Here is a 19,446-nt window from a genome sequence, read left to right as displayed (position 1 = left end):
TATTTATACTACTAAATTATGAAATTGTTTTCGGTTATACAGTTCTTAAAAATCAAAATATTTTTTATCCTTTCTATTGCGTTAGTTTTAAACATTTCTTGTTCTACTAATAGGGCTCAATATGGAAAAGATTCAATTAAAAACCTACTTACAAACGATAAGGACACCACAAAAATTGCACATCGCTTTTTTTTAATCGGAGATGCTGGAAATGCTGATCAAGAAAATGCCCAAAAGATACTTAATGCTTTACAAAATAAACTAGTAGCCTCCGACAAAAATGCAACTTTATTGTTCTTAGGTGATAATGTTTACCCAAAAGGAATACCTAATGAAAAAGACAAAAAAGCGTATGATATTGCTTTTGAAAAACTAAACAAACAATTAGCCATTACAGCAGGATTTAAAGGAAAAACAATATTCATACCTGGAAATCATGATTGGTATTCTGGAATTGATGGATTAAAACAGCAAGAAAAATTAGTTAATCAATTTCTCAATAACAAAAAAGCGTTTCTACCAGCCAATAGTTGTCCGATTGATGACCAAAAAATCAATGAGCAAATTTGTCTGATTACTATTGATAGTCAATGGTTTTTAGAGGATTGGAATAAAATTCCAACAATTAATGATGATTGTTCCATCAAAACTCGTGAAGCTTTCTTTGAAGAATTAGAAAGTATTTTAAACAAAAATCAAGACAAGACCATAATCATTGCTATGCACCATCCTTTGATGAGTAACGGAACACATGGTGGACAATTTTCTTTAGAAAAACAATTATTCCCACTCGAACAAAAAATTCCGCTACCTGTTTTGGGTTCTTTTATCAATTTAGTTAGAAAAACATCAGGAATTAGTCCGCAGGATATTCAAAACAAGCAATATCAAATTTTAGTTAAACGCATAAAAACTTTATTGCAAAATCAAGATCAAGTTATTGTTGTTTCTGGACACGATCACAATTTACAATACATCGAAAATCAAAACGTCAAACAAATTATAAGCGGTGCTGGTTCAAAATCAGAAGCTGCAAGAGCTATATTTCCTAATGACTTTTCCTATGGGAAAAATGGTTTTGCGATTGTAACGGTTTATACCAATGGAAAATCAGTTGTTCAGTTTTTTGGAATTGAAAATAATGAAGTTACGAATCTGTTTGAAAAAACACTTTTAGAACCTCAAAAAAGTAAACTAAATCATTACGCAACTTCTTTCGCAAATACAACAAAAACTTCGATTTACAGTAGCGAGATGACTCAAAAGAGTCTCTTTCATAAATTTCTATTTGGCAATCATTATCGACAATATTACAGTCAGTTAATTGATGTTCCTGTTGTTTCATTAGACAGTTTATATGGCGGTCTTACTCCCAATAGAGCCGGTGGGGGACATCAATCTAAATCGCTACGACTTGAAACAAAAGAGGGTAAAGAATATACGATGCGCGCCTTAAAAAAGAGCGTGAGCCGATTTTTGCAAAGTGTTGCCTTCAAAGACCAATATGTAGAAAATCAATTTGAAAACACCTATGCCGAGAAATTCCTATATGATTTTTATACCACATCACATCCTTATACGAACTTAGCGATTGGAAAATTAGCCAAACCAATTGGCGTTTTCCATAGCAATCCAAAGTTATTTTTCATCCCAAAACAAAAGGCCTTAGGTGATTTCAATAGTAATTTTGGTGACGAATTGTATTATGTAGAAGAAAGACCTTCAGATAGTCAAAAAGAGCTTGCTAGTTTTGGCAAATCTGGAGCTATTATTTCCACCGATGAACTCCTTGAAAATTTACAAAAAGACGAAAAATATGCTGTTGATGAACAAGAATACATCAAAGCACGATTATTTGACATGCTTATTGGCGACTGGGACAGGCACTTTGATCAATGGCGTTGGGCCGAATATAAAACAAATGATAAGGTTATTTACAAATCCATCCCTCGTGATCGTGATCAGGCCTTTACTAAATATGACGGTACTTTATTATCGCTGCTGATGAACATCCCATCGCTTCGTCATATGCAAAGTTTTAAAAACAATATCAAAAATGTTAAATGGTTTAATAGGGAACCCTATCCATTAGATCTTGCGGTTTTGAAAAAAGCAGAGGAAAAAGATTGGATTACTCAAGCTAAATTCATCCAAGAAAATTTAAGTGACGTCAGTATTGACAATGCTTTTAGTAATTTACCAAAGGAAGTTCAAGATGCTACAATTACTTCTATAATAGAAAAATTAAAAAACAGAAAAAAACAATTAGTCAATTATGCAACGCAATACAATAGCGTTTTACAAAAAACAGCCATTATTGTTGGAACTAATAAAAAAGACCGTTTTACAATCAATCCAATTTCAAAACATGAAGTTGAAATTTCTTCTTTACGAATGAAAAAAGAAGGAGAAGAATTAGTTCTCACTAAAAAATTCAATGCCCAATCAACAAAAAATATCTGGATATATGGTTTAGATGACGAAGATGTATTTGAATCACAAAACACTCAAAAATCAGCCATAAAAATCAAATTGATTGGAGGTCAAAACAACGACTCCTACTCTATTTCTAACGGAATAAACATTAGTATTATCGATTTTAAAAGCAAAAAAAACAATTTTAATACCGCTTCAAATACTAAAAAGCTTTTGACTGATGACTATGAAACCAATTATTACAATTATCAAAAACCAAAATACAATGCTTTTTCGGGAATCCCTTCAATAGGATTTAATCCAGACGATGGGATTAAATTAGGTATAAATACTAATTATACTATAAATCATTTTAAGCAGAATCCTTATACTTTTAAACACATTTTTAAAGCCAACTATTATTTTGCTACAGATGGTTTTGAGTTTAATTACCAATTGGGTGTTCCTAAATTAATAGGAAAATGGAATTTTGGTTTTGATACTCAATTTACAAGTCCCAATTTTGCAATCAATTATTTTGGCTATGGAAATCAAACTGCTAATACCGATGAAATCAACGGGATGAATTATAATCGGGTTAAAATTAGTATGTTAAAATTGGCTCCAAAAATTGAAAAAATAGGTCGTTTAGGGAGTAAACTAAGTTTCCAAATTGCTTATGAAAATTTTGATGTAGAAAACACCCCGGATCGTTATATTTCAATCCCCAATATTGTTAATCCTAAAATCTTTAAAAACCAACAATTTGCTGGAATAACAACACAGTACAGTTATGAAAATTACGATATACCTTCACTTCCATCCATGGGTATGGGATTTTTGATAGCGGCAAATTGGAAAATAAATACAAACAACAGCAAACAAAACTTTCCAACATTGGAATCCAAATTGAATTTCAATCATAAAATAGATGCTCAAGGCAAAATTGTTATAGCTACTTTATTGAAAGCAAAGGCAATTTTGAATTCTAATTATGAATTTTATCAAGCTGCAGCCCTAGGAGGCGATTTTGACCTTAGAGGATTTAGAAATCAACGTTTTATTGGTAATCAATCTTTTTTTCAAAGTAGTGATATCCGATTTTCCATTGGAAAAATTAAAAATAGTTTAATTCCAATGTCTTATGGCTTTTTTGGTGGATATGACTACGGTAGAGTTTGGCTAGAGGGCGAAAGTTCTAACAAATGGCATCAGTCCATAGGTGGTGGTTTATGGCTCAATGGTTTAAATACCCTAACCGCTCGATTAAGCTATTTTAAAGCCACTGCCGATGAAGAAGTTCGAATCGCTTTTGGTCTTGGATTTGGATTCTAATGCAATGAATTCAAATCCAATTGATACAACTTACCACCAATTTTTTTCGTTTTTTCATCCACAATTAAAAGTGTTTTGTTGTCTATAAAACAAATTGCTTCTTTTTGCGAAAAATGATTGAGTTTGACTCTTTTTACGGCACCAGAGAAAAAATTATCGGAAGTAAAATTTTCAAAAATCCAGATTTGACTATGGCTAAGTAAAACCACTTTTTTACCATCATTACTAATGGCGGCACTTGTAATAGCTGCATTTTCAAAATTACCTTCTGCCTTAAACTTAGCTAACAATTTAGCAGAATGAAAACCAGATTTATTGGGTACTTTATATAAAAATGTGGTTCCGTCAAAACCTTTACTACGGTTTTTAGTAAAAAGATAAAAGTTGTTATTGTACTCCACAAAAGCCTCTACATCAAAAAAGAGTTGGGTCTTTTTTGGTGGAAATTCGGTTTGCTCAGGATAGGCAAAACTCACTTTATAGGAAGGTATCACCGACTCATTATCCAAGGAATCTTTAGCAATTTTATAGATTGCCAAGTCTTTTCTAATGTTGTCATTATTACCAAAATCACCTATGTATAAGTTTTCTTGACTATCTTTAGTAATATCTTCCCAATCTATATTATTAGTTTGAGAAATTGTTATTGTTTTTACAAGTTTTCCCTCCTTATTAATTCCGTAAATTTCATTAGCATTCCCACTATCTTCCAATAGCCATGCTAAATTTGAGTTATTTGTATACGTAATTCCTGAAACTTCCTTTAATTTCTTAGGCAAATCAAATAATTCATTCACAATTGGAGTTTCACTTTGACAAAAAGCAAATAAAACAGATGCTAAAATTACTAAAGAGACTTTTTTCATTTCTAATTCAATTTTTATTAATCCTATTTAAACAATTCAGGATGTTTGAAATTTCGGGTCACAAACTTAAATGCTGCACTTAAAACAAAGCCCATTGAAGTTGCTTTTTTAAAATTTAAATCATTCGTATAACGGTATAATTCTAGTTTTAATTGTTCTATGTGCGCTTCTGGAGCGATGGTATCGTGAGACATGATTCGAAGAATTTTTTGAATCCGTGTTTCTGCAGAAATAATTCTTTTGGCAAGAGCGGCTCGCTCTTCATGTTTGTATTGTTCGATGGAGCTTTTTTGTAATTTATCTTTAATTAATTTAATCATAGGATAATTTTCCTTGAAAAATTGCGGCCTATAGATTTTAAAATTCCCTTCGTAACACTGCTGATCAAAATCGATAGCTCTAATTTTATAAACTACTTGGTCAAAATCATGAATAGGTACAATTACATAATTATACGCACGCATATCTCCCAAAAGCCGAATCATACATCGCTCATTAAATTTTACAAACTCCTTTGCTATTTGTGATTTTTCAGTTTCAGAACAACTATGAAGCAAGCTTTCCATAAATACATCACCTGGAATTCCTATTATATGTTCTTCGATCAGGGTGTCTTGATAAACTAAAAAGTTAATTTTATCTGGTGACAATATATGTTCTAACTCCAATCCGTAAATTCGAGATGCGTCGGCTTTTTTTATGTAAAAATGTACGTAATTATCATTTAAAACATTACGTACTTTTATTCTGAAAGGTTTTGAATTTCCAAAAGTGCAATAATCAATTGCGTCTACATTTAGGAACTTAATAATATCTAAATTACCATCCGAATGCAGCAGCGAATATATCTTTTTCAAATTCAAATCAATCTCATTTCTTTCGAATTCATTATAAAACACTCTTGCCCATAATGTATCATGATCATTCTTATCATAGACATTTATAGAACCTGAAAAGCGTAATAAATCATCATATGATATAGCTACTTTAGATATCCTATCAAAACGTTCTAAATATTCAAGAAGTGATTGATTAATGGGATAAGTGGGTTTTTTGAATAAAGGTGAAATATCGCTCATGTATATGCAATTTATACAAAAATACGACTAAATTATCGGAATTCCATTTGAATATAAAAACTTAGAATATCTTAATTACGGTTCAAGAAAAATAATAAAACTTCAAAATCAAAAAGTAAACTTTAACATCTTAACAAATAAAAGAGTATTAAAAAAAAATACCTTCTAAAAAAAAGATGCTTTTCATCGATTTTATTTGTAGATTGTAGATAACTTGGGTACTTTTATTTTTTAGATATATTTACTTAAGTAAAAACACTTAATTTACATGTCAATTAAATAATACCCATTCAACCAAATCAAAATTTAATCCAATTCTTTACAATTACTATTTATGCAAACAAATCTGGATTTTTATTTTAAAAAAAATTTTGAAATAGGAAAATGGGATATCAACCTTAATACAAATTCGATTCTTTGGGACAACAAAACCAAAGAAATTTTTGAAGTATCAGAATCTTTTAGTCCTTGCATTAAAAATATAATAACTTTTTTTAACCGAAAAAATCTAATTCTTTTTAAATCACTAATTAACCGTTCGATGGAATTCGACACCCCTATTAGTGACAAATTTCAAATTATTACTTCTGATAATAAAATCAAGCATTTAGAATGTGTTTGTCAAGTGGATTATCAATCGGATAAAATAAACAGAATTTATGGTTCTATTAAGGATGTCACACATGAGGAAGAACAAATCATAAAACTAAAATCGGTTATTCAAAAATACGAAACCGTTTGTTCAAGTATTCAAAAAGCGATAATCATTATTGAAACAAAAACAGGAATAATAACCGATTGTAACAATCAAATTTATGATCTTACAGCATTTACTAATAATGAATTAACCAATGCTAATTACTCTTTTTTATTCCCTTCATTAAGCCAAACTGATATCGATTTAAATATTCCTTTTACTAAAGAAACCATTTTAAAAAGAAAAGACAATAAATTAGTTCCTATTCAAATTGCATCTGGAAAAAAATTCCTCATAAATGATAAAAACTTTTTAGTTTGCTTTCTAAAAAAAATTGATTCTGTAGAAACCTCTGATATACTTTCTCTTATTGTTTCTAAAACGACTGACTTAATCATTGTTACAAATCCCGATGGAGAAACAATATGGGCTAATCAGTCTTATCTGAAACTCGCTGAAACTAATTTGGAACAAATTATTGGAAAAAAAATAGATAGTCTTTGTAATAATACAGAGACAAACAATGAAAAAATAAACGATATAAAAAGAGCCATTCAGAATAAAGAAGAAATTGAAAATATATTTCAACTTACCAATAAACAAAACGAAAAATATTGGCTAAAATTAAACTTGAAACCAATTTTTGATCAAAATGGCGTTTGCACCAAATTCATTGCCATTGGCAGAGATATTACAACTACTAAAAATAAAGAAATTGAATTTGAGAACATCCTTGAAGTTACAAATCAACAAAACAATAAACTGCTAAATTTTGCTCATATTGTTTCACATAACATCCGTTCTCATACTAGCAATTTACAAATGGTTCTCGATGTGATTGAAAATACAGATAACACTACAGAAAAACTCAGTTTTATTGAAATGTTTAAAGAAGGAACCGAAAAATTATCCGAAACAATTGAAAACTTAAATGAAGTACTAACGATACAGAAAAACTCAAAAACAAAAAAAACGGCTGTTCATTTAAAAACAGAAATTGAAAAAAACAGTATCCCTTTTAAAAGTAAAATTAGTATTACGCACAATATCGAGGAGGATATATATTTGAAAGTTATTCCTTCCTATTTAGAAAACATTATACAAAATATTATATCTAACGCAGTTAAATATCAGTCACCTAATCGTTATCCCAAATTGGAAATTAACTTCCATAGAGAAAAGTATTTCCATGTACTATCGTTCAAAGACAATGGATTAGGCATAAATATTGATAAAAACAAACATAAATTGTTTGGCATGTACAAATCGTTCCATGGAAATGACGATGCAAAAGGAATTGGCCTATTTATTGTAAAGAATCAAATTGAAGCCATGAAAGGTAAAATCGAAATTGAAAGTAAAGAAGGAGAAGGAAGCACTTTTAAATTGTATTTTGATGAAAAATAAGATAACCTACATAATTGACGACGATAAACTATCAATAAAACTAATGAGCATGCTAATCACAAAAAATAATTTTTGTGAGGAAATCATCTCCTTTCATAATCCAAGAACCGCTCTTGATGAACTGATAAAAAATGCTGAAACCCCTTTAAAACTACCAGATGTTATCTTATTAGACTTAAATATGCCTGTTTTGGATGGTTGGCAATTCCTAGACGAATTAGAACATATCACTTTTTCCAAAGAAATCATCATTTTCATAGTCTCATCATCGATCGATCCTTCCGACTTAGAAATGACTAAAAATTATCCGTTGGTTAAAAACTACATCGTAAAACCACTTAATTCAGAAAAGTTAAATCAAGCTTCTTTGTTAATTGAAAAAGAAATAAAAATTTAGACTTTAAAGTGTAATACTACAAACTAAAACATCAATTTATACTAACTTTGTAAGACTATGAAAGTCTACAAATCAATAATATATTGTGTTTTAAGTGTATTTTTAAGTTCAAAAATACAGGCTCAGTTTATTAGTATAGACGATGCAAAAAATGCTTCTGAACTCGTCAATGTATTGACCAATAATAGTTCCTGCTTACAAATTTCAAATGAAACAGTTAAAGGAGATACGCATACATCAGGTAAAAACAGCTATGGCACATTTACCAACACTTCTTCAAATTTTCCTTTTAAATCTGGAATTATATTAAGTTCCGGAAGCAGTAGTAATGCTTCGGGGCCATTTGTTAGAGACTTTAATGATGGTAATAACTCCTGGCTTGGAGATACTGATCTTAACCAAACATTAAATATTAATTCGGTAAATGCTACAGTATTAGAGTTTGACTTTATTCCCCTTACAAACAGCATCAGTTTTAATTATCTTTTAGCTTCTAATGAATACCAAGATAATTATCCTTGTGAATTTTCTGATGGTTTTGCATTTTTAATCAAAGAAAAAGGAAGTACTAATCCTTATCAAAATTTAGCCATAATTCCGGGAACAACTATTCCTGTATCCTCTTTTAACATACATCCTAAAATCGTTTTTAAAGATGGTTGTGAAGCAAAAAACGAATCTTATTTTAGTCAATTAAATACCAATCCAAACAATAATAGCCCCATAAATTACGCTGGACAAACTAAAATTCTAAATGCTACATCAAGTGTAATACCAGGAAAAACCTATCATATTAAATTAGTTGTTGCAGATGATCGATTTGTCTATTACGATTCGGCTATTTTTGTAGAAGCGGCCAGTTTCAATTCTGAAATTGACTTAGGAGAAGATCGGTTATTAGCTTCAAATAATGCTATTTGTTTTGGTGAAAATTATATAATAGACACCCAATTATCTCCAAATTATAGCTACAAATGGTATAAAGACGGATTTCTTCTTCCCTTAGAAACTAATCCTTCTTACACAGTTACTTCAGCAGGAACTTATAAAGTTGAAGTTACTTTATCCCCTTCTACTTGTGTAGCAACAAAAGACATCAAAATTGAATACACCCCACAAATTGAACTAAAAAATAGTAGCCTATCGCTATGTGATTTTGATGGAAATGAAAAAGAAACATTTGATTTAACACAAGCAGATACTTCAATCAAAAACAATAACACCTCTTTAAGTGAGATTACTTATTATGAGAATATATTGGATGCAAAAAACAATAACAATCCTATTAGTAATCCATTACATTATACAAATCAAACTTTGACACAAACAGTAATTGCTAAAGTAACAAATTCATACAATTGTGCTTATTATGCTGAATTAACTTTGAATATTTTAAAGACTGACAACCAACTTCCTGCAAACATTATTACAGCTGTTGAAACAACTAATTTTGGAGGGGATAATAATACTGCTACGATTGAATCTATTTCGAATGGTGATTTTGAATTTTCTATAGACGGAATATTTTATCAAAAAAGTCCTGAATTTACGAAGCTAGCACCTGGTAATTATATTGCCCGTGCCCGTGATAAAAGTTTATGTACTGAGTCGGTTCCTTTTCCTTTTATTATACTAGACTATCCTCGCTTTTTTACCCCAAACGGAGATGGATATAATGATTATTGGACCATAAAAAATTTAAATACGCTTCCCCTAGCTACTATCCGTATTTTTAATCGTTTTGGAAAATTCATCAAAGAATTTCAGTCCTCAAACTTAAATTGGAACGGAACACTTAACGGTTATTTACTTCCTGCTGATGATTATTGGTTTAATTTAATTTTTGAAGATGGCAAAAGCATAAAAGGCCATTTTTCGCTAAAAAGATAAATAATAACAAATAATTTATACATTTAGCAAATGAAGAAAATTTTAATAGTATTCTTTTTTTGTGCGATGCTAAAAGGCTACGGCCAGTTTAGTAAAACTCATTATATCCCTCCTCTAACTTGTCAAGATCAAGGGCTAAAAGCAGGAGATCATTATCTATACATATCCACACCTACTACTAAAAATGTGGAAATAAAAATTATTGCCATTGGTGGACAAATTATCAATGCAACGATAAACAAAAATAACCCTTACGTATTCCCAATAGGAGTTGGAGAGGATACGCAATTATTCGTTCCAAAAATTAAAACGGGACAAAATAGCAACAAAGGATACATTATCGAGGCAGACGATTTAGTGTATTGCAGTGTTAGGGTAAATGCGGGTTTAAATCAAAATAATGGTTATAATCATGCTGGTGGATTAGTCACAAAAGGAAATAGTGCCCTTGGAACCATTTTTAGACTTGGTGCAATGACAAACCCATTATTTGACAGTTCACTACTTAATTTTGCTTCTATTTTGGCAACAGACAACAACACCACTGTAACTATCTCCAATATACCTGCTGGAACAGTTTTAGCCAATGGAACAATTGTGACAGGCCCTATAACTATCAATTTAAACAAAAACGAAAGTTACATAATTGCTCTAGAAAATATTCAAAACGAAACTTCCCAAACCTCAAACAGCTCCAAAATCATTGGTGCACTTGTAAGATCAAACAAAGCTATTGTTGTTAATTCTGGATCATTTGGTGGTAGTAATAGTATCGTTGTTAGAGATTTTGGCGATGGTGTTTTAAGGCCAACTGGTAGAGACATAGGTTTTGATCAAATAGTCCCAATTGAAAAAACAGGTAAAGAATATATTTTCGTAAAAGGTGTAGGACCAGATGAAATAGAACGTGTTATAATCGTAGCACATGAACCACAAACAACCATTTATTTGAATGATAAAACAGTTCCCAGTTACACACTACAAGCAGGAGAATATATTGCAATTGATGGATCCGAATTCATAAACGGTAATCTATATGTGAGATCTTCAGAAAATGTATTTGCTTACCAATGTATTGGCGGATTAAAACAAAACCCACCTCCCTATAACAATGAAAATCCGCAAAACAACCCAATTGCAAACCAAAACTTATTTTACGTACCTCCTATCAATTGTGCAACTCCAAATGTTGTAGATAATATCCCTATGATTGAATCGATAGGTAACACTTTATATAATGGCGGTTTAAATATTATTACTGAAAAAAATGCTACTGTTTCAATAAACAATAACCCTATCAATTCAGATCCAGTTGAAGTTACAGGAAACCCTAATTTTGTTGTATATACTATCGCCAATTTGAATGGTAATATTACAATTAAATCAACTAGACAAGTTTATGTATCTTACTTTGGCACTAATAATGCAGCTACTTATGGTGGCTATTATTCAGGATTTGATTCAAAACCAGAAATTACTTTTGACAAAATCAATATCATAACAACTTCATGTATTCCTAATATTATTTTGGATGTTAACACTACTTTAAATTATGATAGTTATCAATGGTATTTTAATAATACCCCAATTAGCAATAGCAATTCTAACACATACAAACCAACTGAACCCGGATATTATCAAGTAAGAGGAAGTATTACAGGATGTAACACTACACTAATCTCCGACATCATTCCTGTGAGTAATTGTACCACAGACGTCGATAATGATACTGTTAATGATAATATTGACTTGGATCATGATAATGACGGAATTTCCAATTGTAATGAATCGTACGGGAACCAAAACCTGAATATTTCGAACATTTCTTCTGGAAATTTAAATATTGGTTCCTATTCCAATTCCTATACTGGAACTACTAGCACTTCAACAACCGTCAGCAATACCCCTATTACAGGAAACTCAGACGGTAGCTTTATTTCTAATATACCTGCAGGAAAAGGAAATTTTGCAAAATACACTTTGACATTCAATAAACCTATAAGTATTGGTATTGAATATGTAACTTCTGCTAATACTACCGATTTATTAAATGCAAATGCTGAATATACAATAACAACGGAAACAGATAAAACAATAACTGTACTTAACCCAAATAATGAGTTATTAATTGACACCAATTATGATGGTATTTATGAAAGTGGTGTTACTGAATATTCCTCATTTGAAATTCGCTTTCAAATCAATGGAATAACACCTTTGACTGCTGGTTCAACATCCTTTAAATTCTTAACCCATTTAGTCAATTCTATTAGTTTTACTCACAAAAATCTTTTAGATACACAAGCCAATAGAACTACAATGAAATTTTTTGCAATTTGCGTACCCAAAGACTCTGATGGTGACGGAATTGTAGACCAATTAGATACTGACACTGATAATGATGGTGTTACTGATTTAATAGAAAGCCAAGCCAATAATTTTGTTTTAAACACTAATGATGCTAATAAAAATGGTATCTATGATGTTTTCGAAACTCAATTAACTCCGATAGATACGGATGCTGACAGAATTCCAGACTATTTAGATTTAGATAGTGATAATGATGGTATTTTAGATTCTGTGGAAACCGGAAGTAATGGTACAGACACAGATAACGATGGAATAAAAAACTTTAGAGACTTGGATAGCGATGGCGATTTATGTGATGATGTTACAGAAGCAGGATTTACAAGTACAAATAGAAATCCTATTTTAGGAACTATTTTCCCAGCAACAGTTGACAACAATGGACTTGTAACAAGCCGAAATGATGGATATACAACACCTAATTCCAATTATTTGACTTCTGGTCTTATAACAATTACAAACCAACCCGAAATCATACCAATCTGTTTAAATCAAAATGCTTCAGTTTCAATAACTTCAAATGCAGAAAGGATTCAATGGCAAATTACTACCGATGGAACAAATTGGAATGATTTGAGCAACAACAGTACTTACTCTGGTGTCGATTCAAACACTTTAAATATCTCGACTGTTAAACAATCCCTGAATGGCTATAAATACCGAGCATTTTTAAACAAATTTGGGAATTCCTGTGGTTTATTATCTGAAGAAACCACATTAACTGTTTTGGATTTACCAATTGTAAAGGATATCAATATCAAACAATGCGATGATGATTTAGATTCAAGATCCTCTTTTAATCTTACGGTAAAAAACAATGAAATATCAGCTAACTACGAAAACGAGACTTTTGATTATTTCACCTCAAATTTGGCAGCTGAAACAAACAATCCTTTAGAAAAGATTACAAATCCATTAGCTTACGAAGCAGATAATGGTTCTGTAATTTGGACAAGAGTAACTAACAATAATGGTTGTTATGCTGTTGCAAAAATTAATTTGCTGGTTTCTGCCTCACAATTACCTCCAAATTATAATCTTACATTTGAAAATTGTGACGATTATATTGATGCAACAAATGATGACTATGACAAAATAACTGCATTTGATTTTAGTAGTGCATCCAATAGCATTTTAACACTTTTACCTGAACCTAAAACAAATTATTCTATTAAATATTATTCTTCTGAAGCAGATGCTTTAGCTGAAAATAACGAAATTATAAATACAACAAGCTATCGAAATACACTTTCGCCCAAAGAACAAAAAATTTGGGTTAGAGTTGATAATGAAATTGACAATAGTTGTTTTGGTGTTGGTCCACATGTTACTCTTATCGTAAATCCCAAACCCGATATTGATATTAACACTAATCATCTCGCCGATGTGTATGTTTGCAAGAATTTGCCCAATTATTTTGTAACACTCGATGCTGGCATACTGGATGGAAGTTTACCAACTATCTATAATTATGTTTGGGCCAAAGACAATCAGGTTTTACCCAACGAAAACAAAGCAACATTATCAGTCAACAAAGCTGGAACTTACACAGTAACTGTTAGCTCTCAAAAAGGGTGTAGTAGAACACGAACTATTACGGTAATTGCATCTGAAATGGCTCAAATAGCCAATATTAAAGTAAATGAATTAAGCGAAAACAACAGTATCTTAATTACTGTAAATGGGATTGGGAGCTATGAATATAGTCTAGATGACAGTGAAAATTTATATCAGGATAATAATCTATTTGAAAATGTTTCTGCAGGTATACACCAAGTTTATATAAGAGATAAAAATGGTTGTGGCGTAGCTGAACAGTCGGTAGCTATTTTAGGTATTCCAAGATTTTTCACACCTAATAATGATGGTTACAACGATTATTGGACAATAAAAGGAATAAATTCAACTTTTAATTCTAAAACTGTCATTAATATTTTTAACAGATATGGAAAACTGATAAAAAACATTAATCCACAAAGCCAAGGTTGGGATGGAACAATAAATGGACAACCTTTACCTGCTGATGATTATTGGTTTACTGTCAAACTTGAAAACGGTAAAGAAATCAAAGGCCATTTTAGTTTGAAGCGCTAACCATCAAAAGTAAAAAATCCCAAATCTCAACTTAATGAAATTTGGGATTTTTTTATGTATTTATAGAAAATTAGATTTTGAATCTTTTTCTATCATTTTCGTTCAAATAGATTTTTCTTAAACGCAATGATTTTGGAGTTACTTCTACATACTCATCTTTTTGAATATATTCTAAAGCTTCTTCTAAAGAGAATTTAATTGCAGGAACAATACGAGCTTTATCATCAGCACCAGATGAACGAACGTTTGTTAACTTTTTAGTTTTAGTTACGTTCACAGTCATATCATCACTACGAGAATTTTCTCCAATTACCTGACCTTCGTAAATATCTTCATTAGGATCAACAAAGAATTTACCACGATCTTGTAATTTATCGATAGAGTAAGGAATAGCTTTACCATTCTCCATAGAGATTAATGAACCGTTGTTACGTCCAGGAATTTCTCCTTTGTATGGTTCGTAACCAATGAAACGGTGAGACATAATCGCTTCACCAGCCGTAGCTGTTAGCAATTGATTTCTTAATCCAATAATTCCACGAGATGGAATGTTGAATTTAACAATCATACGCTCTCCTTTACCTTCCATAGAAAGCATTTCACCTTTTCTAACAGAAACAAACTCTACTGCTCTACCAGAAAGATTTTCAGGTAAATCGATTGTCAATTCCTCAATTGGCTCACATTTTACACCGTCAATTTCTTTGATAATTACTTGTGGTTGACCAATTTGTAATTCGTATCCTTCTCTTCTCATTGTTTCAATAAGAACTGACAAGTGTAATACACCACGTCCGAATACCATAAATTTATCTGCCGAATCAGTCTCAGCAACTCTCATCGCTAAGTTTTTCTCTAACTCTTTAGTCAATCTTTCACGAATGTGTCTAGAAGTAACAAATTTACCTTCTTTACCAAAGAAAGGAGAATCGTTAATTGTAAACAACATACTCATTGTAGGTTCGTCAATTGCAATAGTTTGTAAAGCTTCAGGATTTTCATAATCAGCAATAGTATCACCAATTTCAAATCCTTCAATACCCACAACTGCACAAATATCACCAGCACTTACTTCTTCTACTTTTTTACGACCTAGACCTTCAAAAGTATGTAATTCTTTTATTCTTGATTTGATAATTTTACCATCTCTCTTCACTAATGAAATTGGCATTCCTTCTTTTAAAGTACCTCTTTCTAAACGACCTATAGCAATACGACCAGTAAAAGAAGAGAAATCTAAAGAAGTAATTAACATTTGTGGAGTTCCTTCAGAAACTTTAGGAGCTGGTACATTAGCAATTACCATGTCCAATAATGGCTCAATGTTTTCTGTTTGATTTTTCCAATCGTCTGACATCCAGTTATTCTTAGCAGAACCATATACTGTAGGGAAATCCAATTGTTCTTCTGTAGCACCTAATTCAAACATCAAGTCAAAAACTTTTTCATGTACTTCTTCAGGTGTACAGTTTTCTTTATCTACTTTATTAATAACAACACAAGGCTTCAATCCTAAATCAATAGCTTTTTGTAATACAAAACGAGTTTGTGGCATTGGTCCTTCAAAAGCATCAACAAGCAAACATACACCATCGGCCATGTTCAATACACGTTCTACTTCTCCTCCAAAATCGGCGTGACCAGGAGTATCAATAATATTAATTTTTGTTCCTTTATAAGAAACAGAAACGTTCTTAGAAGTAATTGTAATACCTCTTTCTCGCTCTAAGTCGTTGTTATCAAGGATCAAATCCCCAGTATTTTCGTTTTCACGAAATAACTGACAGTGATACATAATTTTATCAACCAAAGTGGTTTTACCGTGATCGACGTGGGCAATAATTGCAATGTTTCTAATAGCTTCCATCTGTGATTTTTAATGGCTGCAAAGGTACACTTTATTTTGATATAAAAAATATTTATCAAATACTTTACAATCGACTTTAATATATATTTATTATAACAACAACCCTTTGATATGTTAGAAAAAAAGCTTGCCTGATTTTTTTTTTTGCATAAATTTCGCTTTTAACAATTATTAATTATATTTGATTGTATGGAAAGAAAAACAAGTCAAATAACCCTAATTTACTTACTAATTGCCTTTGTTTTGGCGATTTTTCTTTATAAACTCTCCCAGCTTTTTCTAAATCCCGAATATTACCTAATTTTCAATCTAGTAAAGGATTTTACTTTAATTATAATTACAGCTTTTGCATTCAAAACTATATTAAAGAACAATGAAACAAAAAGCAAAAACATCTTTGAAAAACTAGAGAATACCAATAATGAAATTAAAGAATCCAATGAAAAATATGACATTGTAGCAAAAGCGACCAGTGACACAATTTGGGACTGGAAAATACAAGAAGATAAATTAAATTGGAGCAAAGGAATAAAAGCTGTTTTTGGCTACGAAAAAGGACAAGTTGGAGACAGTTCTAGTTGGTGGTTTGGAAACATCCATCCCGAAGACAGTATTAAAATGTCAATAAAACTCTATTCATTTATTGAACAAAAAACAGAAAAATGGCAAGATGAATATCGTTTTAGATGTGCTGATGGTTCTTACAAATATGTTTTAGATAGAGGTTTTCTTTTGAAAGATGAAAACGGCAAAGCGATTAGAATGATTGGAGCACTTCAAGATATTACTAAACAAAAAGAAGAGGAACTACGATTAAAGCTACTTGAAACAGTAATTTTACAAACAAAAGAATCAATTGTTATCACAGAAGCAAATTTCAACAAGCGATCACTTCCAAAAGTAATATACGTAAACCCCGCTTTTACAACAATGACAGGGTATACATCTAACGAAATAATCAACAACACTCTGAATATTTTAAAAGGTCCAAACACTGAAAAAACGATTTTAAAAAGAATCTTTGAAATCATCCAAAACAAAGAAGAAGGTTTACTTGAAATTAGATGCTATAAAAAAGACAGAACAGAATTTTGGTTGCGCTTTACAATGATTCCTATATATAATTCAGAAAAAGAATTATCGCATTGGGTATCGATACAAAGAGATGTAACGGATGAAAAGAATCAAGAAAAAGAAAAAGAACAACTAATTAAAGAATTAACGCAAAACAATAAAGATTTAAAACAGTTTTCTTACATAACCTCTCATAATTTACGAGCACCAATGTCTAATTTAGTTGGGCTTTTAAATCTGATGGAAGATATCGAAATTGAAGATCAAGAACTAAAAGAAATCCTTGATGGCTTTAATAAATCAGCACATCTACTAAATGAAACAATTGAGGATTTAACAAAAGTTATGATCATAAAAGACAATGCATCTATCCAAAAAGAGAATGTGTCTTTGAAAGATATATTTGAAAATGTTTTTAATCAATTAACAAATCAAATAGAAATATACAATCCTATACTTAAACTAAACCTAGATAGTGTTGCCGTATTAAACACTAACAAAACTTATTTGGAAAGTATATTATTAAATTTACTAACAAATTCACTAAAATATAGTTCCAAAGATAGAGTTTTAAAAATTTCAGTTATCGCTGAACAAATTGAAAACAGTGTAAAACTCATCTTTAAAGACAATGGAATCGGTATAGATCTTAACAAAAATAAAGACAAAATTTTTGGTTTATATCAAAGATTCCATGACTACCCTGATAGTAAAGGATTAGGATTATACCTTGTAAAATCTCAAGTAGAAGCTATGAAAGGAAATATCAGTATTGAAAGTCAATTAAACAAAGGAACTACAATTACATTAACGTTCAAAAACAATTAACATGTTAGATTTAATCCTGTGTGTAGATGATGACCCGATCACTCTAATGTTATGCAAAAAAGTTATCATAAAAAAATCATTTTCAAATAATATTGATTCAGCAAAAAACGGAGAAGAAGCATTACAATATTTTGATTCAATTATAAACGAAGGAGGTAAGGAAGTACCACAACTAGTTTTTCTTGATTTAAACATGCCTGTTATGGATGGCTGGGATTTTTTAAACAGTTTTAATACCGAAAAATATGCAAAAGTATCTACTAAAGTAGTCGTATTATCATCAACTATCGACCCCGAAGACCATGAAAAATCAAAACAATACCCTATGGTCATTGATTTTTTACCAAAACCAATTACCACAGAAATACTGAGTTATCTACAAGAAAAGCTTGAAAACCAACAATAATCCTTTTAATTAAATTATAATTTTAAAAACACAATTAAAAATATAAAAATTCAATCCATAAATAATTTGTATTGAGATTAATCTAAAAGAAAATCACAACGCTTTATCCTACCTGAATTACTCAGTAATAAAAAGACAATCTATACTAATTAATATAAATCTTAAATACTTACCTATATTAAACAACATCAAACCCTATCCATTTTTGGATAGGGTTTGATGTTTTGCAAAATTTTTTTCAAAAATTTGATTATCCAATTTGTAAAAAAAAGTATCTATAATCAATTCTGGAATGTATATAAAACAAGAAAGCCCAGCTTTTACAAGCTGGGCTTCACTAAAGAAAGGCGACGACATACTCTCCCACAAAATGCAGTACCATCTGCGCAGGCGGGCTTAACTTCTCTGTTCGGGATGGGAAGAGGTGAGCCCCGCCGCAATAACCACCTTAAGGTCATTCGCTGCAAGCAGCTTTTAATTATTAATTATCAATTATAAATTGTTAATTATTAATTAAACAATATTTTAACATACTGAGATAAAGAATTTTAATTCATTTAGAAAGTTTCCTCCCCCGATTTACATCGGGGGAAAAGTGTACATAAGCTTACGGATTATTAGTACTACTCGACTATGACATTACTGCCTTTACATCTATAGCCTATCAACGTGGTCATCTCCCACGATCCTTAAAAGAAATCTCATCTTGTGGTGGGTTTCGCGC

The 19,446-nt window shown here is 30.9% G+C and carries 10 protein-coding genes and 2 rRNA genes; 7 read left to right on the top strand and 5 right to left on the bottom strand.

Features of this window, described 5'->3' with window-relative positions; translation table 11 throughout:
• The first annotated feature begins 18 nt into the window (after positions 1-18).
• Positions 19-3,750: a metallophosphoesterase gene (locus ACFPTQ_RS07075; RefSeq protein ID WP_379775616.1), complete on the top strand. Its 3,732-nt coding sequence runs from the start codon at positions 19-21 to the stop codon at positions 3,748-3,750.
• Here ACFPTQ_RS07075 and ACFPTQ_RS07070 read toward each other — a convergent pair.
• Together ACFPTQ_RS07070 and ACFPTQ_RS07065 are read right to left on the bottom strand one after the other, a co-directional pair.
• Positions 3,747-4,616 (bottom strand): hypothetical protein, encoded by an 870-nt coding sequence (locus ACFPTQ_RS07070; protein WP_379775613.1) that lies wholly within the window; start codon positions 4,614-4,616, stop codon positions 3,747-3,749. The two genes, ACFPTQ_RS07075 and ACFPTQ_RS07070, sit on opposite strands and share 4 nt — an antisense overlap.
• A 23-nt stretch (positions 4,617-4,639) precedes the next feature.
• Positions 4,640-5,695: a hypothetical protein gene (locus ACFPTQ_RS07065; protein ID WP_379775611.1), complete on the bottom strand. Its 1,056-nt coding sequence runs from the start codon at positions 5,693-5,695 to the stop codon at positions 4,640-4,642.
• A gap of 334 nt (positions 5,696-6,029) precedes the next feature.
• Between ACFPTQ_RS07065 and ACFPTQ_RS07060 the strand changes: the two genes are divergently transcribed.
• The 4 genes from ACFPTQ_RS07060 to ACFPTQ_RS07045 are packed head-to-tail and all read left to right on the top strand — an operon-like array spanning position 6,030 to position 14,547.
• Positions 6,030-7,799, top strand: coding sequence for a PAS domain-containing protein (locus ACFPTQ_RS07060; RefSeq protein WP_379775608.1), 1,770 nt, complete (start codon positions 6,030-6,032; stop codon positions 7,797-7,799).
• The gene (locus ACFPTQ_RS07055) at positions 7,789-8,196 is read left to right on the top strand and encodes a response regulator (RefSeq protein WP_379775605.1); all 408 of its coding nucleotides are present in this window, start codon (positions 7,789-7,791) and stop codon (positions 8,194-8,196) included. The genes ACFPTQ_RS07060 and ACFPTQ_RS07055 overlap by 11 nt, the downstream gene beginning before the upstream one ends.
• A gap of 57 nt (positions 8,197-8,253) precedes the next feature.
• Complete coding sequence (locus ACFPTQ_RS07050; RefSeq protein ID WP_379775602.1) at positions 8,254-10,086, top strand: T9SS type B sorting domain-containing protein; 1,833 nt, start codon at positions 8,254-8,256, stop codon at positions 10,084-10,086.
• A gap of 30 nt (positions 10,087-10,116) precedes the next feature.
• Positions 10,117-14,547 carry a T9SS type B sorting domain-containing protein gene (locus ACFPTQ_RS07045; protein WP_379775600.1) on the top strand — a complete coding sequence of 1,477 codons (4,431 nt, stop codon included), beginning with the start codon at positions 10,117-10,119 and terminating at the stop codon, positions 14,545-14,547.
• 70 nt (positions 14,548-14,617) lie between these two features.
• On the opposite strand, the gene typA is transcribed toward ACFPTQ_RS07045, so the two are convergent.
• On the bottom strand, positions 14,618-16,414 hold the full coding sequence (gene typA / locus ACFPTQ_RS07040; protein WP_278035263.1) for a translational GTPase TypA: 1,797 nt from the start codon (positions 16,412-16,414) through the stop codon (positions 14,618-14,620).
• Between the two features lie 189 nt (positions 16,415-16,603).
• Between typA and ACFPTQ_RS07035 the strand changes: the two genes are divergently transcribed.
• A complete protein-coding gene (locus tag ACFPTQ_RS07035; protein ID WP_379775597.1) occupies positions 16,604-18,316 on the top strand; it encodes a PAS domain-containing sensor histidine kinase in 1,713 nt (570 codons plus the stop codon).
• A 1-nt stretch (position 18,317) separates the two neighbouring features.
• Positions 18,318-18,722: a response regulator gene (locus tag ACFPTQ_RS07030; RefSeq protein WP_379775595.1), complete on the top strand. Its 405-nt coding sequence runs from the start codon at positions 18,318-18,320 to the stop codon at positions 18,720-18,722.
• Between the two features lie 342 nt (positions 18,723-19,064).
• On the opposite strand, the gene rrf is transcribed toward ACFPTQ_RS07030, so the two are convergent.
• Positions 19,065-19,173, bottom strand: a 5S ribosomal RNA gene (rrf, locus tag ACFPTQ_RS07025).
• Between the two features lie 146 nt (positions 19,174-19,319).
• Positions 19,320-19,446: ribosomal RNA gene (locus tag ACFPTQ_RS07020) — 23S ribosomal RNA — on the bottom strand; the annotation flags it as partial.

The organism is Flavobacterium sp. GCM10022190, from assembly GCF_042656445.1.
Lineage (GTDB): Bacteria > Bacteroidota > Bacteroidia > Flavobacteriales > Flavobacteriaceae > Flavobacterium > Flavobacterium nitratireducens.
The sequence above is the reverse complement of the archived record's forward strand: the minus strand, read 5'-3'. Positions and strand labels throughout refer to the sequence as shown.